The organism is Arthrobacter sp. KNU40 (genome assembly GCF_051515115.1).
Lineage (GTDB): Bacteria > Actinomycetota > Actinomycetes > Actinomycetales > Micrococcaceae > Arthrobacter.
Genome location: NZ_CP195850.1, coordinates 1,825,434 through 1,850,892, shown reverse-complemented (window position 1 = coordinate 1,850,892; position 25,459 = coordinate 1,825,434). Strand labels below are relative to the sequence as shown.

The 25,459-nt window shown below is 60.6% G+C and carries 25 protein-coding genes; 10 read left to right on the top strand and 15 right to left on the bottom strand.

What is annotated here, in order from left to right:
• The first annotated feature begins 22 nt into the window (after window positions 1-22).
• A complete protein-coding gene (locus ACSKT0_RS08685; protein WP_437773360.1) occupies window positions 23-256 on the top strand; it encodes a hypothetical protein in 234 nt (77 codons plus the stop codon).
• A gap of 193 nt (window positions 257-449) precedes the next feature.
• Here ACSKT0_RS08685 and ACSKT0_RS08680 read toward each other — a convergent pair whose 3' ends face one another.
• Genes ACSKT0_RS08680 through ACSKT0_RS08670 form a run of 3 tightly spaced genes read right to left on the bottom strand, consistent with a single transcriptional unit; the run spans window position 450 to window position 3,629 of the window.
• Window positions 450-1,217, bottom strand: coding sequence for an SDR family NAD(P)-dependent oxidoreductase (locus ACSKT0_RS08680; RefSeq protein ID WP_437773359.1), 768 nt, complete (start codon window positions 1,215-1,217; stop codon window positions 450-452).
• A gap of 34 nt (window positions 1,218-1,251) precedes the next feature.
• Window positions 1,252-2,775 carry a flavin-containing monooxygenase gene (locus ACSKT0_RS08675; protein WP_437773358.1) on the bottom strand — a complete coding sequence of 508 codons (1,524 nt, stop codon included), beginning with the start codon at window positions 2,773-2,775 and terminating at the stop codon, window positions 1,252-1,254.
• Between the two features lie 11 nt (window positions 2,776-2,786).
• Window positions 2,787-3,629, bottom strand: coding sequence for an alpha/beta fold hydrolase (locus ACSKT0_RS08670; RefSeq protein ID WP_437773357.1), 843 nt, complete (start codon window positions 3,627-3,629; stop codon window positions 2,787-2,789).
• Window positions 3,630-3,940: 311 nt separating this feature from the next.
• On the opposite strand from ACSKT0_RS08670, the gene ACSKT0_RS08665 reads away from it, so the two are divergent.
• From ACSKT0_RS08665 to ACSKT0_RS08640, 6 genes are all read left to right on the top strand, one after another.
• The gene (locus tag ACSKT0_RS08665) at window positions 3,941-4,603 is read left to right on the top strand and encodes a TetR/AcrR family transcriptional regulator (RefSeq protein ID WP_437773356.1); all 663 of its coding nucleotides are present in this window, start codon (window positions 3,941-3,943) and stop codon (window positions 4,601-4,603) included.
• A gap of 460 nt (window positions 4,604-5,063) precedes the next feature.
• Window positions 5,064-5,747 carry a TetR/AcrR family transcriptional regulator gene (locus tag ACSKT0_RS08660; protein ID WP_437773355.1) on the top strand — a complete coding sequence of 228 codons (684 nt, stop codon included), beginning with the start codon at window positions 5,064-5,066 and terminating at the stop codon, window positions 5,745-5,747.
• A gap of 36 nt (window positions 5,748-5,783) precedes the next feature.
• Window positions 5,784-6,608 (top strand): SDR family NAD(P)-dependent oxidoreductase, encoded by an 825-nt coding sequence (locus tag ACSKT0_RS08655; protein ID WP_437773354.1) that lies wholly within the window; start codon window positions 5,784-5,786, stop codon window positions 6,606-6,608.
• 117 nt (window positions 6,609-6,725) lie between these two features.
• Window positions 6,726-7,841 carry an alcohol dehydrogenase catalytic domain-containing protein gene (locus ACSKT0_RS08650; protein WP_437773353.1) on the top strand — a complete coding sequence of 372 codons (1,116 nt, stop codon included), beginning with the start codon at window positions 6,726-6,728 and terminating at the stop codon, window positions 7,839-7,841.
• A 174-nt stretch (window positions 7,842-8,015) separates the two neighbouring features.
• A complete protein-coding gene (locus tag ACSKT0_RS08645) occupies window positions 8,016-9,137 on the top strand; it encodes an NADH:flavin oxidoreductase/NADH oxidase (RefSeq protein WP_437773352.1) in 1,122 nt (373 codons plus the stop codon).
• Window positions 9,138-9,484: 347 nt separating this feature from the next.
• Complete coding sequence (locus ACSKT0_RS08640; protein ID WP_437773351.1) at window positions 9,485-10,315, top strand: SDR family NAD(P)-dependent oxidoreductase; 831 nt, start codon at window positions 9,485-9,487, stop codon at window positions 10,313-10,315.
• 546 nt (window positions 10,316-10,861) lie between these two features.
• Here the strand turns inward: ACSKT0_RS08640 and ACSKT0_RS08635 are convergent.
• Window positions 10,862-11,011: a hypothetical protein gene (locus ACSKT0_RS08635; protein WP_437773350.1), complete on the bottom strand. Its 150-nt coding sequence runs from the start codon at window positions 11,009-11,011 to the stop codon at window positions 10,862-10,864.
• 183 nt (window positions 11,012-11,194) lie between these two features.
• The gene (locus ACSKT0_RS08630; RefSeq protein WP_437773349.1) at window positions 11,195-11,617 is read right to left on the bottom strand and encodes a winged helix-turn-helix transcriptional regulator; all 423 of its coding nucleotides are present in this window, start codon (window positions 11,615-11,617) and stop codon (window positions 11,195-11,197) included.
• Window positions 11,618-11,716: 99 nt separating this feature from the next.
• On the opposite strand from ACSKT0_RS08630, the gene ACSKT0_RS08625 reads away from it, so the two are divergent.
• Window positions 11,717-12,352, top strand: coding sequence for an NAD(P)-dependent oxidoreductase (locus ACSKT0_RS08625; protein ID WP_437773348.1), 636 nt, complete (start codon window positions 11,717-11,719; stop codon window positions 12,350-12,352).
• Between the two features lie 644 nt (window positions 12,353-12,996).
• Here the strand turns inward: ACSKT0_RS08625 and ACSKT0_RS08620 are convergent.
• The 6 genes from ACSKT0_RS08620 to ACSKT0_RS08595 all read right to left on the bottom strand — a co-directional run bounded on the left by ACSKT0_RS08620 (window position 12,997) and on the right by ACSKT0_RS08595 (window position 22,311).
• Window positions 12,997-13,677: a Crp/Fnr family transcriptional regulator gene (locus tag ACSKT0_RS08620; protein WP_437773347.1), complete on the bottom strand. Its 681-nt coding sequence runs from the start codon at window positions 13,675-13,677 to the stop codon at window positions 12,997-12,999.
• Between the two features lie 1,391 nt (window positions 13,678-15,068).
• Window positions 15,069-15,995, bottom strand: a complete 927-nt coding sequence (locus ACSKT0_RS08615; protein WP_437773346.1) for an alpha/beta hydrolase — start codon at window positions 15,993-15,995, stop codon at window positions 15,069-15,071.
• Window positions 15,996-16,098: 103 nt separating this feature from the next.
• The gene (locus ACSKT0_RS08610; RefSeq protein WP_437773345.1) at window positions 16,099-17,109 is read right to left on the bottom strand and encodes a Gfo/Idh/MocA family protein; all 1,011 of its coding nucleotides are present in this window, start codon (window positions 17,107-17,109) and stop codon (window positions 16,099-16,101) included.
• A gap of 223 nt (window positions 17,110-17,332) precedes the next feature.
• On the bottom strand, window positions 17,333-18,403 hold the full coding sequence (locus tag ACSKT0_RS08605) for an ABC transporter permease (RefSeq protein WP_437773344.1): 1,071 nt from the start codon (window positions 18,401-18,403) through the stop codon (window positions 17,333-17,335).
• Between the two features lie 110 nt (window positions 18,404-18,513).
• The gene (locus ACSKT0_RS08600) at window positions 18,514-21,066 is read right to left on the bottom strand and encodes an ATP-binding cassette domain-containing protein (RefSeq protein WP_437773343.1); all 2,553 of its coding nucleotides are present in this window, start codon (window positions 21,064-21,066) and stop codon (window positions 18,514-18,516) included.
• A gap of 138 nt (window positions 21,067-21,204) precedes the next feature.
• Window positions 21,205-22,311: a substrate-binding domain-containing protein gene (locus ACSKT0_RS08595; RefSeq protein ID WP_437773342.1), complete on the bottom strand. Its 1,107-nt coding sequence runs from the start codon at window positions 22,309-22,311 to the stop codon at window positions 21,205-21,207.
• 476 nt (window positions 22,312-22,787) lie between these two features.
• Between ACSKT0_RS08595 and ACSKT0_RS08590 the strand changes: the two genes are divergently transcribed.
• Complete coding sequence (locus ACSKT0_RS08590) at window positions 22,788-22,922, top strand: hypothetical protein (protein WP_437773340.1); 135 nt, start codon at window positions 22,788-22,790, stop codon at window positions 22,920-22,922.
• Here ACSKT0_RS08590 and ACSKT0_RS08585 read toward each other — a convergent pair.
• Both ACSKT0_RS08585 and ACSKT0_RS08580 read right to left on the bottom strand, forming a co-directional pair.
• Window positions 22,909-23,715 (bottom strand): transposase, encoded by an 807-nt coding sequence (locus tag ACSKT0_RS08585; protein WP_437773339.1) that lies wholly within the window; start codon window positions 23,713-23,715, stop codon window positions 22,909-22,911. The two genes, ACSKT0_RS08590 and ACSKT0_RS08585, sit on opposite strands and share 14 nt — an antisense overlap.
• A gap of 3 nt (window positions 23,716-23,718) precedes the next feature.
• The gene (locus ACSKT0_RS08580) at window positions 23,719-23,961 is read right to left on the bottom strand and encodes a hypothetical protein (RefSeq protein WP_437773341.1); all 243 of its coding nucleotides are present in this window, start codon (window positions 23,959-23,961) and stop codon (window positions 23,719-23,721) included.
• Window positions 23,962-24,252: 291 nt separating this feature from the next.
• Between ACSKT0_RS08580 and ACSKT0_RS08575 the strand changes: the two genes are divergently transcribed.
• Window positions 24,253-24,387 (top strand): hypothetical protein, encoded by a 135-nt coding sequence (locus ACSKT0_RS08575; protein ID WP_437773340.1) that lies wholly within the window; start codon window positions 24,253-24,255, stop codon window positions 24,385-24,387.
• Here the strand turns inward: ACSKT0_RS08575 and ACSKT0_RS08570 are convergent.
• Entirely contained in the window at window positions 24,374-25,180 is an 807-nt protein-coding gene (locus ACSKT0_RS08570; protein WP_437773339.1) for a transposase, read from the bottom strand. The two genes, ACSKT0_RS08575 and ACSKT0_RS08570, sit on opposite strands and share 14 nt — an antisense overlap.
• Before the next feature lie 51 nt (window positions 25,181-25,231).
• Complete coding sequence (locus ACSKT0_RS08565) at window positions 25,232-25,426, bottom strand: hypothetical protein (protein WP_437773338.1); 195 nt, start codon at window positions 25,424-25,426, stop codon at window positions 25,232-25,234.
• Window positions 25,427-25,459 lie beyond the last annotated feature (33 nt).

Genomic DNA, 25,459 nt, shown 5'->3' with positions numbered 1-25,459 from the left:
CGGATTCGCCCGAGAAAGGAGCGTGAAGCACGACTTTCACGTCCATATTGACAACGTGCGGCATTTCTTCGAGGACAGGGCCCGCTCCTCCGCTGAATCAGTGCGGATGCTGCGCGAGAGCTTTCTCCAAACGTTCTCGAAGGTCCGTCGTCAGGCGGCAAAGGACGTTCTCCAACACGGTATTGCCAATGGCGAGCTGAAGACCGAAATCGATGTCGACAATGTCAGGACCGCCATAACGGGCAGCTCTACCTAAGGCGACTGATAGGGCACGCCCCATCACTGAGTCCCTAGGCCGGGACCTCCTGGGAGACGTATTCGGGCATTTGGAGGGCTGAACATAGCCGGCCCATGGCCTTGTCGCGAAGGAGCCGGCAGACACGGTAAGCCCTCGCTTCCAGTGCTTCCACACTGGAACCGAGGGCTTACTGATATGGCCAAGGCCCCGGCTACATAATGCCTGTGACGAGAAAGCCAGCATCCACGCGAACGGATTCTCCGGACACGAAGGATGCAGCGGCTGAGGCGAGGAAGTAGGCGAGCTTGGCCACTTCTTCCGGCTCGCCGAAACGGCCCAAAGGTATCCGCTTGAGCCGCTCCTGCCGCTCCTCAACTGTTACCGCCTGCAAGTTCAGCGCTGTCATGATCGTCCCGGGAGCTATGGCATTGACCCGAACGTTGTGCGGTCCCAGATCGACGGCCATGTTCCGTACCAGCGCCTCGACGCCGGACTTGCTCACCGAATAGGCTGTCTGGCGCCCGTGCGCGATGTGAGCCGAGGTGGAGGACGTAAACACAATGCTCCCCCCACCCTGGTCGACCATAAGCCGCGCCGCTTCCTGACCGATGACAAACGCACTGGTGAGGTTGATGTCCAGGCAGGTGCGCCAAGCCTCGTCGGACAGATCCAAGAAGTGGCAGACAGGCGCGACGCCAACGAGGTCGACAACGGACGTCAAACTGCCAAACTCACTTGCCGCAACCTCAAGCATGGAACGCACGGCCCGGCGGTCACGGGCGTCAAACCCTCGCGCGAGGATGCGGACACCGAACTCATCAGCTAGCTGCTGGCCTATCGTGTTTACCTGTTCAGAGTCTTGGTCGGCAAGCGCAAGATCCATCCCGTGCGACGCGAACTCCCTGGCCACCGCGAGTCCAATACCACCTGCGGCCCCGAAGATGGCCGCGAGCCCGTCGTCCTGTTCTTTTGTTTTCATGACGCTCCTACTCGTTCGACATTTGTCGTGGCCCTCATGGCCGGCTCTCTGCAAGCGTTCGTTGCTCTGCCCCATAGGGTTGCGGGTCGAAGTGACCATTTACAGCACGGAAAGTGTGCGCGTAGTCGGGCCAGAGAGTGGTCAGGCGACCGTTGCGCGGATCGACATACCAGCTGTCGCAGCTGCCGTCGAGCCAGACTGTCCCCTCCGCGGTGTGCTCGACCAGATCCATGAACCGCTCTTCCGCGGCCTCGGATGCTTCCAGCGGGTCAACACCAGAAGCAATGTGTTCCAGCGCTCCCATGATGTGTTCAATTTGCGATTCCGCTATGTACACGGCCGAGTTGTGGCCGAGCCCGGTATTCGGACCGTTGATGATCCAGAGATTCGGGAATGTGGGAACTGCCATGGTGGCATATGCTTGCATGCCTCCCGACCATCGGTCGCTTAGGCTGGTCCCATTCCGGCCGAAAATCTGGTGCGCTATGGGTAGGTCGGTTGCTTCGAATCCGGTGCAGAAAATGATCACATCGAGATCGTGGCTGGCTCCAGACTCGGTCTCGATGCCAGTTGGGCTGATCCTTGCGATGGAGTGAGTTTCAAGGTGGACGTTGCTTCGGTTGAACGTCGGGTAGTAGTCGTCCGACTTCAGTACGCGTTTGCAACCGAATGTATAGTCAGGGGTGAGCTTAAGGGCCAACGCGGGGTCGCGGACCTGTCGTCGCAAGTGCGCTAGGGCAACGTCGGCCGCCGCCTTGACGAGCGCCGGCGCTCCCCGCCGCTGCGTGTAGCGTTCCTCGTTCGCCCAGAAAAACGCGTCCCGCTCGTCGTGCATCGTTTGCGGGAGGCGAGCGAACATGCGCTTCTCCGTAGCGGTGTATGCACGATCAGGGCGTGGCGTGACGTACGGCGCGCTCCGCTGAAAGACCACCAATTCCTGAGCAACCTTGGCTAGCTCGGGGACCACCTGGATGCTGGTGGCTCCGGACCCAATGACACCAATTCGCTTGCCCGTGAGGTCGAGGCCGTGGTCCCATCTCGCGGAGTGGAAGAGCTCACCGGCAAAGCTTTCAATACCTTCGATGTCTGGCAATCGAGGCTCCGAGAGGTGGCCCACTGCCGAAACGACAGCTTTAGCGCGGTACTGACCAGCCGTCGTTTCTACCTCCCAGACACTACCTTCAGTATTCCACCGCGCCGTGAGCATCTCCGTCCCGAACCTAATGTGGTCGAGCAGGCCTTCCGTGCGCGCGGTGTCGCGCATGTAGTGCAAGATCTCAGACTGTGTCGCAAAAGTACGTGACCAATTTGGGTTGAGCCGAAACGAGAAGGAATATAGGTGGGACGGGACGTCGCAGGCAGCCCCCGGATAGGTGTTGTACCACCAAGTGCCGCCCACATCGGACGCACGCTCGATAATGACGAAAGAGCGCACGCCGCGCCGCTTGAGGTTAACTCCCATGCCGATGCCACCAAAACCTGCGCCGATGATAAGTACGTCGACGTCAGTAGGGGCAGTTGCAGAGCTATATGTCTTTGCGGTTTCCATGGTGTTCATCGCTTTCTGGATCAGACTGGGATCGATGGCAGGACGGTGCCGGCTGGGTGAGAGGCGGGAGCGGTGACGAAGTCATCGATGAGCTTGAAAAGCTGTGCGGGGTTCTCTGTGGGTACAGCATGGCCGGTAGAAATCTCGACGAACCGTGCATTGTCAATGGCACCGAAAAGTTGATGACTGTGCCGGATCGGCACCGACTGATCGTACGTGGCTCCCACTATCAGCGTTGGTGCAGCAATTGCCTCAACCGTCGAGGCGATGTCAATACGCCGGTTGAGCTCCATCATTGCGGGGAGCGACGCCGTCAGCTTGCGCCTATCAATTAGCGCGGCCACCTCCTTTTCGGAGCGGGTCGCCAGGAACCGCGAGCCATACGACGTAAAGGTCATGTACTCTTTGAGCGCCGGTTGATCGCTGTCGTAGAGCCGTCGCCAGATGTTGTTGCGCAGTCGTTGCTGGGCATCCGTTGTGATCCAACCCGCTACCAGGACCAGGCTGTCGACATGATGCTCATCTCCCGCTACCAGACGGGCGGCCACGACTGCGCCCAAGGAGTACCCGACCAGCGCGACGGCCCGTCGCCCCATACGCTCCCTTAGCACAGCGGCCGCCTGCGCGACCAAGTCGCCCAGCTCCACAGTGCCCTTCTCTGCCTGTAGATCGATTCCGATTACGCGGTGACGAGCAGCGAGCATCGGAAATAGCGTCGAGAAGTGCAACTCAGTCGAACCGCCGGTGCCGTGAATCAACGCGATCGTGGAGCGTCCATCGCCGGGCACACCCGTGTCATGAAAGAACACTTCGACACCGTCTACGATGACCGATCCCGAGGAGGCTTCCGGATGAATTTGCACTGTCACTCCTATCTTGAGAGTTAGCTCCATTCGGAGCATACTATCAAGATAACCATAATCCGGCTTTCCTGACAATGGTTCATGCGACCCACTTTCGACATTCAAGACCGGCCTCGCGGTCACCAGCCGCTACTTCACGCTTGTCGATGTGCTTCGTTGCCTCACGGCCTGGCTTGCCCGGCACATGTCCCCACCAAGCCATTTCGCCACACTTCAGCCACTCGGTGGGGACTTTTTGGTGTCGAGTACGGGGTCGACTAAGGTGAGCGACAAGTAAACAGAACCAAGCTCAAGGCGGAGAGGCTGCACCGATGTCCAAAGTAAAAGGCCGCGATGCGAAGAGCGCGCCGATTGGCCTTCGGGAGAAGTCGCGGCGCGAAACGCTGGGCAGGATCCGCGCCGCCGCCGTCGAGCTACTCGCCGAGCGTGGTTATGATCAGATGACCACCCGCGAGGTAGCGGAGCGCGCTGAAGTAGGAGAGGCGACACTGTTTCGGTATGTGAACAGCAAGCAGCAACTACTGCTGCTTGTAGTCGGCGACAAGATGGACGAGCACATCGACACCATCATCGGAGAAGATACTCGTACAGCGAAAGGCGGCCCAGCAGATGCCGGCAGCTTCCTTCAGCGAATTCATGGTCTTTATAAAGCACGCGCCGACTTCTACCTGGGAGATCCCGAGAACGTCACCAGCTACGTGCAGAACGCCTTTGTCGCTGGAAGCGATCTCGGTGCGAAAAACATAGCCCAAGGCGACCGAGTTATCGAGCGAGTTGCACTAATTATCCGGGAGGGCCAGGCGTTGGGTCACCTCTTGGCGTCGGTCGATGCGCAGGTGGTCGCGCAAAATTGCCAGGGCATTTATGTCCACGAGATACTTCGTCGCTCCGTGCGAGGATTTAGCCACGAAAGTCTCGAGGAGCGCGTCCGCGCCCGCCTGGATGCCCAACTTCTTCCCCTGGTACGCCCCTAACCAGCCTGTAGCTCACTCCACAACCCGCCGCCCCGCCCCTGCGGCCATGTGCGTTCATGGAGTCCGAATATACGTTCCCCGACCGGCATCAACACACTGAGTTGGCCGCTCTACCCAATTTGTCTGCGATATAGTCCTCCGACTCGCACCGCATGCGTCCTGATCCCAGATCCGGCAGCCTCGGATAGTCAAACCCGCCCTCCCGCTTAGGATCCAACAGTTCGTCGACCGGCGCCTAAGTTGACCCGCACCAGTTGCCGACCTGCTGCATCGAGACCACCGGGGGCTCCTGTGCCGCCGCCACCTTGTAAAGTGATTTGGGTCATGCTTCAATGAGAGTGCACTTCGATCGAAGGGTACTATCATTAACGCGAAGCCGTTGCCCTTGTGAACGCTTTTACATGTCGCGTATCCAAGGGGCGAAATCAGCAGACTAGGTGAAGGCGAGTAAGGGGTGGGCGTGGACAGGACCAAGAGCCAGTCACTCAAGCCGACGGGACTTCGTGAGCGTTCACGCCAAGCGACCCTCAAACGAATACGGACTGCGGCCATTGAGTTGATGGCTGAACGCGGATATGACCAGATGACGACGCGTGAGATTGCCGAGCGGGCGGAAGTGGGCGAAGCAACGCTGTTCCGCTACCTCAACAGCAAGCACGACCTCTTGCTGCTGGTCATTGGCGACACGATGGACCGCCACATCGACGCACTTGTCGAGGCCGACGCTCGCGATGCGCAAACGAATTACCAGGGAGCCAGCCATTTCGTAAATCGGATCTATGCGGTCTACGGCGCTCGGACCGAGTTTTACCTGCAGGACCCAGAAAACGTCACCAGTTACCTTCAGAACGCTCTCGTTGCCGGGAGTCAACTGGGGGCCCAGAACGCCGCGCAGGGTGATCGCGTTCTCGACCTCGTCGCTGACATTATCCGCCAGGGGCAGTTATCGGGCTTCCTCTCGAACAGGGTTGACGCACACGTAGTTGCTCAGAACTGTCAAGGCATATATGTACATGAAATACTCCGCCGCTCTGGGCGGGACTTCGCTCATGAGACTCTGGGCGAACGCGTTCATACGCGCCTACAGGCCCAGCTCGTTCCCTTGGTCATCCGAGAAGTCGAAGCGACCACCGATTGCGACTAGACCTACAGTCCAAACCAACAAAGACGGGATGTACAGATGAGCATTACGCAGTACACGGACCTTGCCCAAAAGGCAGTTGTTGTCACTGGAGGGGCCGGAGGAATTGGCAGCGCCGCGAGCTTGGCTTTGGCCGCGCAGGGCGCGACCGTATGGGTCGCGGATATCGATTTGGAGGCGGCGCAGCGGGTTGCCAGCGAGGCCGACAGTCTCGGCGGTCGCGGCCGAGCAGTGCGTCTGGACGTCGCAGATCCTGATTCGTGGCGTCAACTTGCGGCACAAGTAGAAAAAGATGGGCCACTGCACGGCCTCGTGAATAATGCGGGAGTGAGCCGCCGTCTTGGAATTTTGGACACGAGCCCGGAAGTCTGGGAAAGCGTGCTCGCAATCAACCTCTCCGGTGTCTTTTACGGGATGAAGTATCTTGCACCAGCACTGTCCATGGCCGGCTCAGCCTCGATTGTTAACATTTCCTCCGTCTTCGGACTGATGGGGTACGTCTCCGCCACATACACTGCAACCAAGTGGGGCGTGAGAGGACTGACGAAGACGGCCGCTGCTGAGCTGGCGGACAAGGGCATCCGAGTGAACTCGTTGCATCCAGGAACTATTGAAACTCCCCTGATGTGGCAGGGCGATGACAACGCGTTCATCGAAGCAATGCTGAGGACAGTACCAGCAGGGCGAACCGCGCAACCGGAGGAGCTAGCGCGGACAATAATCTTCCTGCTTTCGGACGACTCAGCATACACCACAGGTGCCGAGATCGCAGTTGATGGTGGCATGTCTGGAGGAGGACTCTCACACCGCATTCTGCTTGATTCCAAACCCCAGGCGACATTGAAGGCGCAGACGCAACAGTAAACGAGCGCGCCTATCAGGACGGCAGCGCCGCCGTCAAAGGTAGGAGGTGGCGCCGTTTCACCGCCGGCGGCTCATCGGAACAGCGCCACTCACAAGCAGGAAGGCATAGACGACACCATGAAAATCACCGGAGCTGTCCTCGAAGAGATGGGGCGCAGCCGCCCATTCGCCAGCTCGAGGCCGATCACCATCAGCGAATTGGAGCTGGATCCTCCTGGTCCAGGGGAACTGCTTGTGCGCATCGAGGCTGCTGGGCTCTGCCACTCCGATCTCTCAGTCATTGATGGCAATCGCCCGCGACCAATGCCAATGCTCCTTGGTCACGAGGCCGCCGGCATTGTCGAAAGTACAGGGAGTGGCGTAACAGATATCGAACCGGGGCAACGCGTTGTCATGGCATTCCTGCCCCGGTGCGGACAGTGCGAGCACTGCCTCACCGACGGACGGCTCCCCTGCATACCCGGGACAAATGCGAACAATGCCGGCCGGCTGCTCACAGGCGGTGAGCGACTGAGCCGTGCGGGTGAACCGGTCTTCCATCATCTTGGCGTCTCAGGTTTCGCGACCCACGCAGTCGTCGACCGGCGTTCAGTTGTTCCTGTGGATGACGACATTCCACCAGCCGTTGCCGCCGTACTGGGATGCGCGGTCCTGACAGGGGGTGGCGCAGTCATCAATGCCGGAAAGCCACAGGAGAGCGAAGCCGTTACTGTGGTTGGACTCGGCGGTGTCGGAATGGCGGCTCTCATCACTGCTGTCTCGCTCGGCAAAGGGCAAGTGATCGGCATTGACGCGCTGCCTGAAAAGCTAGTCCGAGCAAAGGAACTAGGCGCATCAGCCGTGTACACTCCGGAGGAAGCTGCCGCCGCCGGTATTAGGACACCGATCGTCATCGAAGCAGCAGGGCATCCCCGAGCGTTCGAAACGGCTGTGGCCCTCACCGCCATCGGAGGTAGGACCATAACGGTGGGGTTGCCGGCCCCGGGAGCAATGTCGGCTATATCGCCACTGGTACTCACCGCAGAAGCAAGAACGATTACCGGCAGCTACCTCGGGTCAGCGGTGCCGTCACGTGACATCCCTATTTTTGCTCAACTATGGCGGGATGGAGTCCTTCCAGTAGAAGCTCTCATCTCATCCACTGTGAAACTCGACGAGATCAACGCTGCGATGGATGCACTCGCGGAAGGTCGCGCCGTCCGGCAAGTTATCATTTTCGACCCTGGTCATTAGGAAGCCAAATAAGACGCCGCGAACCAGCGGATCTGCCCCTTGGTCAGCTGCGGCCTGCGCCCGGTAGGCGTAAACGGCTCCAGCACCCATCGCTTCTGCGTGCGTTTTGGTTTCGGCGACTTTGTATACCTTTTATCCAGTATCACCTGACCCTGAATTAGACGAGGAGATGTCATGTCCAAATTATTCGAACCAATGAAGATTCGCGAGGTTAGTATCCCAAATCGCATCTGGATGTCGCCGATGTGCCAATATTCTGCTGAGCCGTCGGGATCCGACATGGGCACCGCGAACGCATGGCATAACGTCCACTTGGGTGCCCGCGCATCTGGCGGAGCCGGGCTGATCTTCACTGAATCTACGTCGGTAAGCCCGGAAGGTCGCATCACGCCTTGGGATCTGGGCTTGTGGAATACCCGGCAACGGGATTCGCTGGCAGGCATAACGTCTTTCATTATCGAACAGGGCTCTGTTCCTGCTATCCAGATCGGTCATGCCGGACGCAAAGCATCGACAACCAGGCCTTGGCAAGGTGGCCGGTTCATGGCGGGCGGCGGCTCAACACGCACTGTCGCCGCGACGGATGGCGGATGGCAGACGGTCGGCCCAACAGACACCGCCTTCGGCAGGCTGGCGGCACCGGAGGCTCTGAGCATCGAAGGAATCCAAGGCGTCGTCAGGGATTTCGCTTCCTCCGCAGCCCTTGCTGCCGAGGCGGGATTTAAGGTTCTCGAAGTTCACGGCGCGCACGGTTACCTATTGCACGAGTTCATGTCTGCGCACTCCAACACGCGAGACGACGAATACGGAGGTTCATTTGAGAACCGCATTCGGCTCGCTGTGGAAGTAGTGGACGCAGTGCGAGAAGTCTGGCCAAGAAACCTCCCTCTGTTTTTTAGAGTGTCTGCCACGGACTGGCTCAGCGAAAACCCCGAGGACGACCGTGAGGGCTGGACGGTTGACGACACGGTAATGCTTGCAAAGGTCCTCGTAGAACACGGAGTCGATCTCCTGGACGTCTCCAGCGGCGGAATCGCGCCCGACGCGAAAATAGACATTGCGCCTGGTTATCAGGTGCCGTTCGCTGCTGAGATTCGTCGGCGCTCCGGCATTGCCACCGGGGCCGTAGGCAAGATCACCGAATTCGATCACGCGAACGAAATTGTTGCCGATGGCCAAGCTGATGCCGTTCTGATCGGCCGGGAACTGCTCAGAAATCCGCAATGGCCCCTCAATGCAGCTGCAGCGCTGGACGTAGAACCACAATGGCCGGTTCAGTACGGCTACGCCGTTTAGCGGATTTCCCCAGCGGCCATTTGACGTGATGTCAGCAACTTGGATCCGGTTGGACATGCTTCTGATCCATGAGTCTGATTCATCGCGGCAGCGGCTCTGAGCGTACATCGCATTCCGCGAACGCGGTTGCAACAGGCAGCCGAACGATTCGGGAACGGCGCTTCGGCCCGTATTTTAAGCAGATCCCGGCCCTGAGCGCGTTCAGAAAAAGGGCCACACTAATCTGTGCTTTCTCGTTCATTCGTTTGGATCCGAGAGCGCTCTAATCGATGTCAGCTATCACAACAAGGTGCGTACTGAGCTCGACGCGAGCTGATTACGCACGTTTTCTGAGAGGTTTGGTCAAAATGAGATTCGTCAATAAGAATGCAGTTGTTACCGGTGGAGGTCACGGGATAGGCCGTGCCATAGCGCTCAGACTCGCGTCGGAAGGCGCCCAAGTTGCCGTTCATGATAACAACGCCCAGAACGCGAAGAATGTCGTGGATGAGATTATCGCAGCAGGTGGGCACGCCCAGGCGTATCAGGCAGACGTTGCCGACCCGCAGAATGCTAGAACGGCGATCGCCGAGACTGTTTCCCATTTCGGACAGATCCATGTGCTTGTCTGCAATGCCGGCATCAATAACTACAAGAACGTCTTCGAATTCAATGATGACGATTGGAGCAATATAATTGGCGTCAATCTCACGGGCGTCTGGAACTACTGCCGGTACATGGGTGAACATATGGCAGGCAGCGGCGGCGGCTCGATAGTCAACGTGAGCTCGACGGGAGCATTTACGACAGCGCACATGCGAGCACCATATATGGCCAGCAAGGGCGGGGTTCATTCGCTGACCAAGGCGTTGGCCCTGGATCTTGCTGATTACGGAATCAGGGTAAATGACGTGGCGCCTGGCACCACAGAGACGGGCATGACGCGACCTGATACGGCCCGCCCAGGATATGCTTCCAGATCCGTGGTAGCTATGCTCACCCCGATGCACCGGTTTGGTAGGCCTGAGGAGGTCGCGGCTGCGGCGGCCTTCCTCGCATCCGACGATGCAAGCTTCGTCACCGGCGCTTCGATCCTGGTCGACGGCGGCTCCACCGCGGGCTCTCCTTTGGGGCTTCCGATCCGAGCGGTGCCAGAAGAGGGACATAGCCTACCTTGGTTAGCTGAGCCCGGGGTCTAGGGAACTAGACGGGCATCACAGCCGTTGCAGCACCTACGAGACATCAACCGAAGTGCTTGATGAAATGTCCGGGTCAGCCTTGGCCCGCTCAGCTTTGATAGCCACTTGAAGACAATCCCACGGGTGATAGCAAAGGCGCTGCGTAGGAGAGCTGCTCCCCCTAAAAGTTGGACTGACAGGAATTCTGTTCTGACCTCCGGGGAGCCGTTTCGTGTTCAAGAGCAGTTTCGTTGGCCAGGAATTGCCCATGGATTGGGCACATCGAAGGACGGTCCCGCCGCTGACCGCCCAGCGATGGTTAGCGTAGACGAGGAATGGGCCTCGACTCCGCACAAACGGTCCGGGCAGTTCCGTGGCCTGCCCGGACCGGACCGGTTGACCATCAGATGGTCCATCAGATGCGGGAACATGGGTGCCTCTCCGCCCTGGCCAAGGGCGACCAGCAGCACCAGGGGTCGCCCTGACCATCGATAGGGCTAGGCTTTTTGTGCATAGACACCCACGGGGAACGGCCAGTGTCATGATCGGTGAGTTCAGCAGACATACTCATTTAAGTGGACGGGGCCGCGTGGCGCGGAGAAGGTTCACGCCGTCCATTTCGCCCCGGGCGCCGGCCATCGAAAGCAGGTTGGCAAAGAGCTCGTCGTATGCGCTGTTCCCGCCGTAGCGGCGGTGCCGCTTCCAAATCGCTGCCACAAACCAACCTTGACCGGCACGTCACGTCACGCGATCTCGCGTCGGTATCGGTGTCGGTATCGGAAAATGATGCCCCCGCAACCCTTCAATCGTGACGGAGGGGACGCCCGCGACCGGCAGAGGAGGACGACAACGACTCAAACCAGGCCCACTCCCATCAGTCAAACCAGAAGTACGGCACTCTCATCCAGCATCTCCCCTAGGATCACTAGCGGATTTAGGAGACAACCGCCCAGAGGCCAACAAACGCTGATGGGTCACGATGGCGGGCAATTGATCGTAGATCGTCTCGATGAGGTCGCAGATTCGCGCGGCGATTGGTCGCCCCAGATCGGTGAGGTCATAGTCCACCCAAGGCGGGATCGTCGAGTGCGACGTACGTGTCACCAGCCCGTCGACTTCTAGACGCTGCAGGGTCTGGGACAACATTCGATCCGAGACCCCGTTCACCGCGCGCCGGACTTCAGAGAACCGCAGTGGTTCATCGACCAGGGCCGCGAGAGTCAGGGCCCCCCAGCGTCCGGTTGCATGCTCCAGGACCGCCCGGGAGGTACACGCTGGATCGAACACACTCATCCCGTCGACGCGCACTGTCCCTCTGCTCATATCACAATGGTAGATTGAAGATCGTACTTACGTAAAAGAAGTACTATTGTTTTGTAAGCAGCCCTAAGAGGGGGCTCACAAATACGGGAGACTACCGCGATGAAATTCCTAGTACTCGGCGCGACGGGAACTACTGGGTCCCTATTCCTGGGCGCGGCCCTGAGCGCGGGCCACGACGTGATCGCCTACGTCCGCAGCCCCTACAAACTGGCCCCAAGGGAGCGCCTGACCACAATCGCAGGCAACGTCCATAACGCCGATGAGATGGTGGAGGCGATGCGTGGCGTGGATGCAGTGGTCTCAACGCTCGGCCTGAGTAGCGCGGCTCCGAACGATTTCAGCGCCAACGCTCTGCGCACGATCGTGGCTGCCGCCGAGCGCACCGGCACGCGCCGAGTGGTGATCATGTCGGCGTTCGGCGTCGGGGTATCGCTGCAAAAGGCCTCATTACTCGCCCGGCTCATGTACAAATCGGGGGGAAGCGCAATCTACGCCGACAAGGCGGCCGGCGAGAAGGTCCTCACTGCCTCCGACCTCGACTGGACCCTCGCCTACCCGGTCCTGCTCACGAACAAGCCCCGATCGGGTGCGTTCCAAGCGATCGACTTAGCACAGTTGGACCGATTGCCTGGGCTGCCCCGCATCTCGCGGGCCGACGTCGCCGAATTCCTCCTCGATGCGGCCACAACCAGCGCGTGGTCTCGGCGCATAGCTGTCCTCACCGATGGCAAGTGACCGGACCCCGCAACGGCAACTCGTCCCTGAAAGGATACAGATCGCCGATGGGGGCGCCGTCGTCCGGTTCACCCCGGGGGCGCCGGTCCCCGCGAAGCATGGGCGATGTCGTCAACGCTGAGAGATACCAGCCCGCTGGGGCGACTGATGCTCCTTCCAGCGGAATGGGATTGGAACGGTGGCCACCGTCTTGGCTCCTGCCTTGAATGGGCAGTCCGCCGTGAGCAGGATGGAGACGTGGCGGTCTGCGCAGGCCACACCCTCATACCCGTACACTCGTCGAGGCAAAGGAGTCCCAGGCGCCAGAGCGCTTCCAACCGCTTCGTTATCGACATCGCGGACGGTCTTGTTCCTCGCCTAGTGTCCAACACGGATTTTCACCACGATCGCTGGAGGAACTTCCCCGAGTTGATGGGCGACGGCCGCCGCTCACGCCAGAGTTTCGGCGCGGCGCTTTGCTCTGGAATACCCCCGTCGAATTCGCCATTGGTGACGGATCGAATCTCCACTCGCGGCGGGCTTCTACTCGATTTGACGCAGAAGCTCGTCGCGGACCGGGTGTCTCAGCTCCGGGTCTGACGCTCCCAGCGTCACCGCCTAAGTCGTCTGCAGATGCCACCTACGGGATGGCCCCGACTGAGCTCTCAGGGTCGGAGCAGCGTGCCCGTCCGCGTGTAGCGATTCTCCAAAGCATCAAGGTCTAGAATGCGCAGTCGGCCCCGATGCGTCTCGATGACTCCGTCTGTTCTTAGAATGGCGAGGACCCTGGTCACTTGGGTCCTCGACAGACCTGTGACTTGGGCAATCTGCTCTTGAGAGAGATCGACTAAACGATCGCGATGTGGCTCTTCATTCACGTAAAGGAGGAGCAATGCGCTCACGAGCTGTAAGGAGTCGTTGTAAGAGCTCAACAGTTGCTTGGTGAGGAGGATATTAACATAACGAACGTAGTGGTTGATGACCGCCAGATAGAACTCGGTGGATGCAGCGCAGAGATCAAGAATGCGATCGCCGGGAAACTTGATGACGCTCAGATCAGTCACACTCACCAATTGGAGGTACTTCTCCATCGTGAGCACTTCTTTTCGGACGTTGATCGGGTAGATAGAACCCTTCCCAAAGAAAAAAAGCGTTCCTTCGGTACCTTCCTCGTTGATGTAGGACAGGCGAGCGACACCCTCTCGGATGAAATACGCATAGCGATTCGCACCGTTTGCGTCACGAAGCACGGTGCTCTTCTCTATCGTTACTGTCCTCCCATATTGTGCGATCAAGCCAGCGAACGGCAGGAAATCATCGGAGAGATGGAGCCGGGGAACGAGCATCTTTGATCCTTCGCCTCCTGACGAATCGTTCCGGAGGGAACCTCCTAAGAGGAAGATATCACTCCCGGGCGTGAGAGATCGCGGAAATCTGCCCCAACCCAAGTAAATGGCTCGGCAGCTGTGCGCACGGACATGCGTGCTCGGCCGACGTTGCGGTCCGCCGCTCCCATGTCGTCCTTCGGCCTATCCCAGCAAAGCGCGATGGGAACCCGGACGCGCGTTACCGTAAAGCAAAAACTTGAGCAGAAGGGCCGACACCGAAGCCTGGCAGGAACGCTCGACTATCGACGTGTCGCTTTCGCCGTTGGAGTTAACGTGCTTACCGGACATTGGACGCGTAAAGGCCGAAGCGACAGGCCGCAAGTCCTCTCCGAACCCTTGCCGACCATCAAGGCCCTGGCCGCAAGCGACGGACCCTGCAGTTGTCCCTGTTCGCCGAGCACAACTTGGCCGAGACCGCCCTTCCCGGCTGCCCGGGCGAATGCCTCATCGCTGCTGCAACGCCACCCTCGCCAGCGGGCGAGCCATACGCGGCGAACTGGTGAGCGCCACGGATGAGGCCCTCGACCGGATCCACGGCATCCAGACCACCATCCCAGCGCCCTAATGGATGCCGGAGACGTCGTGGCTGCATGCCCGCCGCCTGCCTGACCTGGCACGTCCGCCAAGGCCTCCGCCGGCGCCGCATACAGTGAACAGCCCGCGCACAGTTCCCAACCCCTGATCGCACCTGGCAACCCTGACGCCGCAAAGACGACTCCTGCACTCCCCGGACCGCGGTCGACTTAGCTCGGAGCGGTCCCGACTGCAAACCGTTCGACCACCGTTGCGCTGTGGGCGTCTCCGATGAAACCCTGCCACAAGACCTGGTAAGTTTTCACGTGAATCTCATGGCGCCATAATGCACCAGCTTCGACCTGAGCGCTCTCTACGTTTTCAAACGCCTGGACGTTTTCGTCTTCCAGTAGTTCTGGAAAGTCCAGACATTTCCCGGCCGCCCGGCCAGATGTTTCAATGCGATTTCCGACGCGAGCCACTGCGAGGGGCGAGACCATTGCAGTTCCATGTCTCCAACCTGGGTGTCACAAGCAAACGCGGTTTGGATTCATCGATGAGCTTCTTGTTTGCATTGTCGGGCGCTGAATCACTCGCTGTTGCGGAATACGGTATCCGGCAGCAGAAGACAGCGCATTCGGCCCGCGGATCGCAGCCCCGAGGTCGAAAGTACGCGCTGCAGCAGCACAGCTCGCCATCTTGTTAGGCGCGAACCCGCGGATTTGGCGGAATGCGCGACAGTCCGCACTGTACCGTCGCGACGATTTCGAATATTCGTCGTGGGCATCGAGATGGCTAACCTGTGTCACCGACGGCCAGCACTCATGGGCTGCGCTTCAGATCTTGTTCCTGACCCACATGCCGATCTCATCATGTAGCCGTTTTGAGGCATCGAGCACCCCTTGCATCCAGAAGAACCCGTGAACCACGCCAGGCCAGTCCCAGAGTGTCGTGTCAACGCCGGCATCCAAGAGCTTGGCCGCATACATAGTCCCCTCGGTCCGGAGCGGGTCGTATTCGGCTGTAACAACCAGAGCGGGCGGAAGATTGCGGTGATCTGCCTCCCTCAGTGGCGCGGCGTACGGCTTCTCTCGATCGGCGGGGTCAGCGAAGTAGTGGTCAAGGAACCATTGCATGCTGGCGCGTTCGAGCAGATAACCCTGAGCATATGACCGGTAGGACTCAGTGTCGATGTCATTGTCGGTGACGGGATAGATCAGTACCTGGCACGCGAGCGGCGGGCCGCCTTCGTTCCGCGCGCGCAACGATACGGCAGCAGCGAGGTTTCCGCCCGCCGAGTCACCCACTACTCCAATACGCCGGGGATCGAGATCCAGTGCTTCCGCATTGGCAGCAACCCATTTCGTTGCGGCGAAAGCGTCGTCTATCGCCGCCGGAAAGGGCCGCTCAGGCGCCTTCTGATAGTTGACAGCAACCACTGCGCAACCAGACCGGTTCGCGAGCGACCTCGATGTTGCGTCGCAGACCCCGATATTGCCAATGACAAACCCGCTTCCGTGGAAGTAGATCAGCGTGGGAAACGGCGCTTTGCCATCCGGGTAGTAGACCCGTGCGGGCAGATCCGCTGTCGGTCCGGGAATGAAGATGTATGAAACCTTGGCTACCGGCTCCGGATCCCCCTGTAGGGCGATGTACTGACTCGCGTCGAGGCGCGCTTCCCGAACGGTCATGTCAGTGAGGGGACGCGCCCCCGGGACCGCCATGGCCTGCAACAACCGAGCGACTTGCCTGTCAAGTGGCATCGGGTCCTCCTTTCATTTTGCACGTCCAGATGGTGACAGGGCTGCGCCGAGCACATTGTCGAACCGCGCGAGACAGACACCACACAAGGACCTGGCGTGCGGATCACCCATAGATGGCGGGTCGCTCAAACGGGTCGATGGAAATCTGTGCGCCGGATCGAACCGAAGCGACTGCCGCTTCGCTGACGACCTGAGCCATGTATCCGTCCCAGGCGCTAGGTCCATCCGGTTCGCGGCGATCAATGACTGTAGCCAGCCACGCACGGATCTGGGTGTCGAAAGCGTCCGAGAAACGCGCGCGCCAGTCCGTGGGAATCGCCGGACCAGTACGGCCAACCGAGCGGCACGTGGCAAGGCCTGTCTCTCCAAGTGCGGCGACGCCGCGTTCTCCAACGACCTCGCCACGGATGTCGTATCCATAGCCGAGGTTCATGGAGGTCTCGACGTGAACCGTGTGGCCGCCGGTCGTGCGAAGCACCATCGTGAGTGGATCCCGAAGCCCCTTGGCATACGAGTTGGGCTTGCCCTCGAAAGCTTGAACGCTCGAAAAGTCGACACCGAGCAGCCAACGGACGATGTCGAAATCGTGAGGCGCGGAGTCCACAACCGCCATCTCACCTGCCCAGCCCACAGGAGTGATCGGATTCCGATGAGCGGAGTAGCACAACAGAGGCTCACCGATCGCCCCGCTGCTGACGATGCCCTTCAACTCGGTGTACGCGGTGTCGTACCGACGCACGAAGCCAACATGGACTAGCCGAACGCCGCCAGCAACTTCAGCATTGACGATCGCGCGGCAGTCTCTCGCATCGTTCGCGAGCGGCTTTTCACAGAAAACCGGCTTGCCCGCAGAAATCGCTTCCATCACAAACTCAGCATGCGTCTCGCCTGGCGAGCTTACGACGACGGCATCGACATCCCGATCCGCGATCAGATCAGTTGCGGTCGCGTGGACCCTGATGTCGCCACCGACTTCGAGTGCCAAACGATTGGCGGCCTCGGCAGTCCGGCTGTTGAGCGCGACGACGTCTGCGCCTGCCACCAGCTGCTTGATTCGTAGCGCATGGTCGCGACCGATAACTCCGGTTCCGATAACTCCGACTCCTACGGACATTGTGTGACTCCTCCTGGGAATTTCCGGTTGAACGAGGACTCGTGCTGCAACACTGGGGTCGACTTCATGCTTCAGCGCGGCGCGGCAACCTGCTGCCGCGGCTCGGCAAGACAACGGCCGCCGAATGCGTTGCAACCGTTGCGATCGCCGCCTAGGCTGGCTGACCCAAGGCCAGTTGGTGCAGAACCTTTCCGTTGCCCTTGTCCGGGAAGGTTCTGCATCCTCAACCTATGTCGGAGCCGCGCTGATGCAACTCGCCTGTCGGGTCAACTCGTTCAGTCCTTGCAGATGACACGGTCTCGGCAGTTGACCCACCGACCGCCGCGTCTTTAAGGATGGACACGTCGTGCGTGTCTTCGGCCGCCCCATCCTGTTCGAGCGTACCCGCAGGAGGCGATGTGCCCTGCCGCCTTGCGATCTTCCGCCAAGGAACCCCGCCGAGCAGGGACTTTGCGCCAATCGCGACGGCGATGGCGGCCGCCTGGACCATCAATTGCACCGAGAAAGGCGCGCCGCGGTTCTGGAGCAGCATGTTGATCTGGCTCAAGAAGATCGCTGCCACTGATGTGGACAGGAAGCTCGCAATTCCTCCGGACAACAGCGTTCCACCCAGGACACCTGCGGCCACCGAAGCCATCATGTAGTCGTTTCCGACAAACACGGCGGGGCTCGAGAGATAGCCAGCGACCATGACGCCACATACGCCGGAGAGCGCGCCAGCGATCACGTAGGCACCAAACTGGTACCGACGGACTCGGATTCCGATAACGGTGGCGGCACCAGCCCCGGACCCGACGGCCACTAGCCGCCTGCCGACCATAGTTCGTCGCACAACCCAGGCGACGATAGCCGTGATCACGGTCGCGATAACGAACAGGTGCGGAACACCGAACGTTGTGCCAATAGCGAAATTGTGGAATTCAGGCGGCGCCGTTCCGGCCCGTCCGTGACTATATGCGAGCGTGTACCCCTGAACGACGGTACTCACGGCAAGCGTCGCAATCAGCGGTGTCACATTTAGCTTGAAGATCACGAGCGCGTTGATTAGCCCGACACCAGCACCGGCCAACACTGCAAGCGCGACGACGCCAGCAAGGCCTAGACCGCTGGCGCTGGTGTAATTCCCGACAATGGCGGCCGCCAGGGAGATCCCGGCTGGCACACTCATATCAATCCCCCGCTGCTGGATCACAAGGGTTTGTCCAAGCCCAGCAACGGCGAGAATTGCGGCATACGGAAGCATCGTCAGGAGCGAGATCTGGCTGAGACTCGAACCCGCGAACACAGCAGACACAAGGAAGAGAGCTCCAGTCGCCACCCAGATCGGCGCGAACGCACCTGCGCGATCGCCAAGGAGCCGATGAGCCCACACATAACCCCTAGACGGCCTATTCGTTGTGGCATTCACGCTCTGCCTCCATTTCCCCGAGTGCGCGCATACATGCTGGCCCCGGCGACAATAAGCAGGCCTTGAAAAGCCAGTTGCCAGGCCGGGCTCAGCTGCAGGAAGGCGGCTGCAGCAGTGATTTCAACCAACAGCACAGCGCCAAGCGAAGCGCCGACAAAGGACCCCCGCCCTCCGAAAACACTTGTCCCGCCCACTACCGCCGCCGCCACCGACGCGAGCGTGTAGTTCGTACCGACATTCGGGTCTCCAACACCGATCTGCGACACAAGTAAAACGCTTGTCCCGAAGGCGGTAACCGCCGCGATCATGAACGCCGCGACGAGCCTGCGGTTTCGACGCAGGCCAATCCGATCGGCGACGCTGGCGTCGGATCCGGAGGCCAGCAATGACAGCCCGCTGCGTGTTCGCCGGAGCACGAGCTCCGCTACCGCGACCACTAGAACAAGGACCGCAAATGAAACCGGGATGAACCCAACAGTTGCGCTCAGCGCCGTGATAAGCGTTCCGCCGAAGTAGCCATCAGGCGAGGGTCGCAGCAGATTGCCCAGTCCCTGCAGCCCTACGTAGGTCACCAGTGTCGCCACAAACGCGTTCATCTTGAACCCGAGAATAAGCGTGCTGTTGACGAGCCCGACAACGAGCGCCGACGCCGCCATGGCCAAGAATCCAATCACCATTTGTCCGGGCGAGGGACTGCCACTTAAGATGAACGAACCGACAACGAGTGCAACTGCACAGCTTGGGCCGATCGAGAGATCGAACGCACCCGCCATCAGTGCGGCTGCTTGGCCGATGGCGACCAACATCAATGGAGCTGCAAGCGCCATCATGTTCATGAGGCTGGCACCCGACAGGAAGGCTGAATTTTGGCTCTGTGTGTATGCCGCCAGCGCAAGGATCGCTATCAGCAAAGCCAAGGTTGGCCCGTAGTCGGCCCTGAGCACACGAGACAACCACGATCTGCGTCCCTCTTCGACGCGAACCTTCGTTGTCGCCGAAAGAACGGTTGCGGACGTGATCGCTTGTTCGGTAACGTCTGGGCCCTGCAGTTCCTTCTCAATCTGACCGCGCGAAATGATGAGGACGCGGTCGCAGAGACCCGCGATCTCAAGCGCATCTGACGCAACAACGACCACTGCGTCCCCCCGCGCGGCGCGCTCACGCAAGACGTGATACAGGTCAGACCTCGTCTTGGCGTCAACGCCTTGGGTTGGCTCGTCGGCCAGCAAAACCTTCGGGTTTGGTCGGATCGTCCGGGCGAACACAACCTTCTGCTGGTTGCCGCCGGAGAGGTCACCCACTACGGTGCGCGGCGACGGAGTTCGTACAGCAAATCGCTCGACGTCTGCCCGTGCTTGCTTTTCGACCTCGACATCCCGAACAACGCCCGCAACGGACACCTGGCCCAGATCCCCGAGCGCGAGATTGTCTTGAATGCTAAGGGGGAGCAGCAGACCCTCTGTCGCCCGGTCTGAAGGGATGTAGCTGATGCCCGCGCTGCGGGCGCGGACGGGGGATCCTAGACCGAAGGGTCGGTCGTTTACCCGAACTTCCCCTGATGCCCTGGTCAATCCAGCCAGCGCTCGGAGGATAGCATCTTGGCCGCTGCCCGCGATGCCTGCAAGTCCGAGAATCTCTCCGGGAAGAACCCGCAAGGAAATGTCGTCGCAGCCAGGAGCTGTGAGGGTGTTTACCTCAAGCACCGGCCCCTGTCCGGCGAACACTGTCTCGGAGCGCTTCTGCGGCATTACGAGTGAAAGGCTGCGCCCAGCCATCAGGTCGATCATGCGCTCGTTCGAAAAGGCATCGATCGGTCCGGCAGCTCTGGCCGCACCATCCCGAAGGACCGTAACGCGGTCACTAATTTCGCGCACCTCGCCGAGGCGATGCGAGATGTAGACAACGCCGACGCCGGAGTCGCGGAGTGCGCGAATTTCGGAGAAAAGGCGAGTGATTTCTGCCTTGTTTAGATGCTCCGTGGGCTCGTCAAGCAGGAGAACTCTGGGCTTACTTGCGAGCGCCTTCGCGATTTCGACAACGAAACGTTGCTGCATGGAGAGTTGATCCACGCGGGCGTCGGGGTCGATCCCCATGCCCCAAGGATCGAGTAGATCAGCACACAGGCGCCTGGTCTGCTGGTTGTTGAAGTAAGGGCTAGCGTCGCCCTTTGCCAGATACATGTTCTGCGCAACTGTCAGGTCTGGAAGTAGATTCGGGATCTGACGCACGACCGCAACTCCCAGGTCGGCCACACTTCGCGGCGTCAGCGGGGAGACGACTTGACCACCGACCGCAACCGATCCGTGGGTCGGAGGTAGGGCACCGGAAGCGATTCCGACCAGAGTGGACTTGCCCGCCCCATTCTCGCCAACCAGGGCGTGCACCTCCCCCGGGAATACCTCGAATGAAACCCCGGTGAGTGCGTGAACCGCCCCGTACGTCTTGGCAACGTCCTGCAGCGCTAGGGCCGGCGCATTGGGCCCAGTTCTCGTTTCTCCATCTGGCGGAGTGGTTGTTTCGAAGTTAGAAGTTGATGCAGGAGTACTCATGGTCCCTTCCCAGCTCTGTCCGAACGCCCCGCGCCTAGCGACTCTGCCAAGTCCGCCGTTACTCACCGCAAGCCATTTTGGTCACTCGCAGCGCGGGGCGTTCGATTAGTCGATCAGTTCTTCAGGTCTCGGACTTGACTAGTTGCCCAGGATCTTCTTTGCCGTGGCCGCGTCGATCCCACCCGACATGAAAGCCTGTTGTGGATACGACTGGTCGCACGCCGGCTTCTTATCGGCGCTCAAGCTGTCCCAGAACGGCTTCGAGTCATAGGCGGTGTCGCCCGAGTAACTCTTAATGCCTTGGGCCTGCTCGACCGCCATGTGGAGGGTTTGAGCGGCCGCCTCGACCAGGCTGCTGGCCGCATACAGTTCGAAGTTCGGATTCGACTTGTGCAGCGTTTCCCATTCGCATCCGAGACGATTCTGCTCGTTAGTTGCAATGGGCGGGATCGGCACACCAGACGCTTGGAATGCCTGCATGGCGCCGATGGCCGTGTCAGCGTAGTCGGTAATGACACCGTCGATCGGGCCGTTAGCCAGCTGCGCCGCGACAGCCTGCTGCGCTTGTCCTTGAGCCTCGCTGGTCGCCACCCAGTGGTCGGGCACGAGCTTGATGTCCGGGTAGTTAGCGAAGACCTCCTTGACGCCATCCCACATGGCGTCAAACGAGGGCTGCCCGGCTGCGCCGCCAAGTACAATGACGCGCCCCTTGCCCTTGAGGGCCTTTGCCATCCAGGTTGCGTAGGAGCGCCCAGCCGCCTTTGTGTCCCAAATGAGGCCACAGCAGTACCCCGCGTTAGCGTCTGGGGCAAATCCCGACATGTCGATTCCAACCGCGACTCCGCGGGCCGATGCGCTCTTCACCGCCGGCACGAGCGCCTGGCCCGTTCCATTGAGCACCACCACTGCGGTGGCGCCCTGTGCAACGAGGCTATTGAACTGTGAAATCGCAGCCTGTGGGTCTGCGTTCGCATTTGTGTCCAACACTCGAGTGATATTGGAGCACTTGGCTGCCTCGTTCTTGTAAACAGCGACCGACGTGTCGACCCACGCGTTGCCGCCGAGTCCAGCCGCATATCCGACCGTAATGGGCTTGGTCCCGCACCAAGGGGGGTCATTGCTCTTTCCGGCAGAACTGGAGCCGTTTCCACCACTCGAGCCGCACGCGGCCAGCGTGCCAGCAAGAAGAAGCGTGGCAGCAACTGGGAGGAGTCGCTTCCTCCATGCTACTGTCGGAGTACTCATAAGTTTGCTCTTTCCGTTTGAAGTGCGTCGAACCGTAAGACCAATCGCTAACGCGTGTGCTGGTCTAACGACCGACGAGTTGTTTGGCACCGCGAACCCCCGAAAGACTTAATACGTCGTCAGCCTATTCCGTGATACGCGTCACGTCTGCTCCAAATGAGCATTAGCCCATACCAGATTGCTGCCCGGTCAGGCGCGTCCTCCGTAGCTGCCGGATTGTGTTGTCAAGGCCTCCGAAGCGACGCTCGCCGACACCGCCGATGTCCTCAGTTCCGTCCGCCACCCCTAGGATTTTGGCCGACTGCATCGTGTCCACACTCGGTGTCGACCTACCGGCGCCGCTCGTCAAGTTGATTGGCCTTCAACGGCTTCACGGACCCGCGAATAACCCGAGCAGGGCGTAGATGACCCACCGGAGGTGTCGCTCCGGGCAATAGGTGGGCCTGGAACGCACGCGGCCGGTCGATGACGACGGTGTGTCCGAGCCGTTCGAGTTGGGCGACCAGCTGTCGGGTCCGGGCCTGCTCGTGACGGCGCTGCAGCCACTCCGGTCCGAGGTCGCGGTAGGGCTCGTCGTGGTCGAGCATTTAGTAGGCGCTATCGAGGATTGAGTGGGCGCCCGCGATCTGTGCCCATCAGGCGCCGCGGCGGGAAGCGATGCGGTCTTGTTGCGCCCCGAGGTAGGTCTCGACCAGTGCCGAGGTGAGCCACTTGTTTCCGTGCCTTGCGCCGGGGTCCTGCGCCGGCTGACTCGTGGATCGCCGGCGCGACACCTTCCCCGGCTGCCAAATGCCCCGCCGACGGGAACCGGGTCATCCCTGCTCCCGTTTCGGAGATTGTGACCTGCGCGGTTTTGAGCCCCACACCCGGGATCTTCTGCAGCAACTCGATCTGATGGGCCCACGGGCGCGAGGCGTCCACAATGGCCTGATCAAGGGCCGCCAAGGCGGCCTCAACCCGGTCCATACGACCCAGCATCGCTGTGGCGAGCCGGCGTGATCGGCATCGAAGTGGCCCGTCAACGCCTCGATCAGGTCGGGATCGTGGACCGCATTTTTCTCTTGGCCGGTTGTGCCAAGACCTCCGGTCGACCTTCCCGGCGATCAACGCCGCGAGCATGGCACGTGCGGAAACGGTGGTCACGGACGAAGCAACCGAAGAGATCTTGATGCTGGCATCTTCGAGCATCTTCTCCAGCCGTCCGGCATCCCTGCTCCGATCTCCCATCAGCTGCACCCGGTAACGCGGCAGCAGGGGCAGACGGCGGATCGGCGGAGAGGGCACGAACGAGGGTCGCAGCAGGCCACGCTCCAGGAGCTGGGCAATCCACTCAGCGTCCTTGAGGACGGTTTTGCGGCCCGGGACAGCCTTCATGTGGGCGGCGTTGAGAAGCCAGCACTCCATCCGCTATTCCAAGGCGTAGGACACCGGCTTCCAGTAGGTGCTGGTCGACTCCAACGCCGCCAGCGTGGCGCCCTGCCCTACCAGCCAGTCCCTCATCAGCTCTAGCGAGCGCGTCATCGTCCGCAACGTGCGCGTCTCGCCCTGACGACCACCGCCCGGCCCTGGGGTGCGCACGCACACAGTCACCGACTTCTTGCCGATGTCCACCCCGACAACGCGCTCGAACATCACGTCCATCAGAATCACTCATACCTTCCAAACAGAACCAAACCTGGCGTCCCCTGAAGGATCCTCTGATCAGGACACAGACCCACGTGCACTACCGCAACAATCCGACACACCCACGGACCCTGCGCCATACACCTCTACGGACTCACCCGCACCAATGTGAACAGACGTCGCCAAGCGGCACCACAATTCGTTCATTCCGTTTACAGACCCGTGAATAACCCGAGCAGGGCGTAGATGACCCACCGGAGGTGTCGCTCCGGGCAATAGGTGGGCCTGGAACGCACGCGGCCGGTCGATGACGACGGTGTGTCCGAGCCGTTCGAGTTGGGCGACCAGCTGTCGGGTCCGGGCCTGCTCGTGACGGCGCTGCAGCCACTCCGGTCCGAGGTCGCGGTAGGGCTCGTCGTGGTCGAGCATTTAGTAGGCGCTATCGAGGATTGAGTGGGCGCCCGCGATCTGTGCCCATCAGGCGCCGCGGCGGGAAGCGATGCGGTCTTGTTGCGCCCCGAGGTAGGTCTCGACCAGTGCCGAGGTGAGCCACTTGTTTCCGTGCCTTGCGCCGGGGTCCTGCGCCGGCTGACTCGTGGATCGCCGGCGCGACACCTTCCCCGGCTGCCAAATGCCCCGCCGACGGGAACCGGGTCATCCCTGCTCCCGTTTCGGAGATTGTGACCTGCGCGGTTTTGAGCCCCACACCCGGGATCTTCTGCAGCAACTCGATCTGATGGGCCCACGGGCGCGAGGCGTCCACAATGGCCTGATCAAGGGCCGCCAAGGCGGCCTCAACCCGGTCCATACGACCCAGCATCGCTGTGGCGAGCCGGCGTGATCGGCATCGAAGTGGCCCGTCAACGCCTCGATCAGGTCGGGATCGTGGACCGCATTTTTCTCTTGGCCGGTTGTGCCAAGACCTCCGGTCGACCTTCCCGGCGATCAACGCCGCGAGCATGGCACGTGCGGAAACGGTGGTCACGGACGAAGCAACCGAAGAGATCTTGATGCTGGCATCTTCGAGCATCTTCTCCAGCCGTCCGGCATCCCTGCTCCGATCTCCCATCAGCTGCACCCGGTAACGCGGCAGCAGGGGCAGACGGCGGATCGGCGGAGAGGGCACGAACGAGGGTCGCAGCAGGCCACGCTCCAGGAGCTGGGCAATCCACTCAGCGTCCTTGAGGACGGTTTTGCGGCCCGGGACAGCCTTCATGTGGGCGGCGTTGAGAAGCCAGCACTCCATCCGCTATTCCAAGGCGTAGGACACCGGCTTCCAGTAGGTGCTGGTCGACTCCTACGCCGCCAGCGTGGCGCCCTGCCCTACCAGCCAGTCCCTCATCAGCTCTAGCGAGCGCGTCATCGTCCGCAACGTGCGCGTCTCGCCCTGACGACCACCGCCCGGCCCTGGGGTGCGCACGCACACAGTCACCGATTTCTTGCCGATGTCCACCCCGACAACGCGTTCGAACATCACGTCCATCAGAATCACCCATCCTTTGAAGCGAGAATCAATATCAGCGCC

Bases quoted from the DNA above. Each gene is read 5' to 3' on its own strand.
- ACSKT0_RS08615 (WP_437773346.1), bottom strand. From the start codon at position 15,995: ATGCCACTTGACAGGCAAGTCGCTCGGTTGTTGCAGGCCATGGCGGTC.
- ACSKT0_RS08585 (WP_437773339.1), bottom strand. From the start codon at position 23,715: ATGGAGTGCTGGCTTCTCAACGCCGCCCACATGAAGGCTGTCCCGGGC.
- ACSKT0_RS08650 (WP_437773353.1), top strand. From the start codon at position 6,726: ATGAAAATCACCGGAGCTGTCCTCGAAGAGATGGGGCGCAGCCGCCCA.
- ACSKT0_RS08645 (WP_437773352.1), top strand. From the start codon at position 8,016: ATGTCCAAATTATTCGAACCAATGAAGATTCGCGAGGTTAGTATCCCA.
- ACSKT0_RS08600 (WP_437773343.1), bottom strand. From the start codon at position 21,066: ATGAGTACTCCTGCATCAACTTCTAACTTCGAAACAACCACTCCGCCA.
- ACSKT0_RS08610 (WP_437773345.1), bottom strand. From the start codon at position 17,109: ATGTCCGTAGGAGTCGGAGTTATCGGAACCGGAGTTATCGGTCGCGAC.
- ACSKT0_RS08620 (WP_437773347.1), bottom strand. From the start codon at position 13,677: ATGCTCGTTCCCCGGCTCCATCTCTCCGATGATTTCCTGCCGTTCGCT.
- ACSKT0_RS08625 (WP_437773348.1), top strand. From the start codon at position 11,717: ATGAAATTCCTAGTACTCGGCGCGACGGGAACTACTGGGTCCCTATTC.
- ACSKT0_RS08595 (WP_437773342.1), bottom strand. From the start codon at position 22,311: ATGAGTACTCCGACAGTAGCATGGAGGAAGCGACTCCTCCCAGTTGCT.
- ACSKT0_RS08665 (WP_437773356.1), top strand. From the start codon at position 3,941: ATGTCCAAAGTAAAAGGCCGCGATGCGAAGAGCGCGCCGATTGGCCTT.
- ACSKT0_RS08630 (WP_437773349.1), bottom strand. From the start codon at position 11,617: ATGAGCAGAGGGACAGTGCGCGTCGACGGGATGAGTGTGTTCGATCCA.
- ACSKT0_RS08680 (WP_437773359.1), bottom strand. From the start codon at position 1,217: ATGAAAACAAAAGAACAGGACGACGGGCTCGCGGCCATCTTCGGGGCC.
- ACSKT0_RS08570 (WP_437773339.1), bottom strand. From the start codon at position 25,180: ATGGAGTGCTGGCTTCTCAACGCCGCCCACATGAAGGCTGTCCCGGGC.
- ACSKT0_RS08675 (WP_437773358.1), bottom strand. From the start codon at position 2,775: ATGAACACCATGGAAACCGCAAAGACATATAGCTCTGCAACTGCCCCT.
- ACSKT0_RS08655 (WP_437773354.1), top strand. From the start codon at position 5,784: ATGAGCATTACGCAGTACACGGACCTTGCCCAAAAGGCAGTTGTTGTC.
- ACSKT0_RS08640 (WP_437773351.1), top strand. From the start codon at position 9,485: ATGAGATTCGTCAATAAGAATGCAGTTGTTACCGGTGGAGGTCACGGG.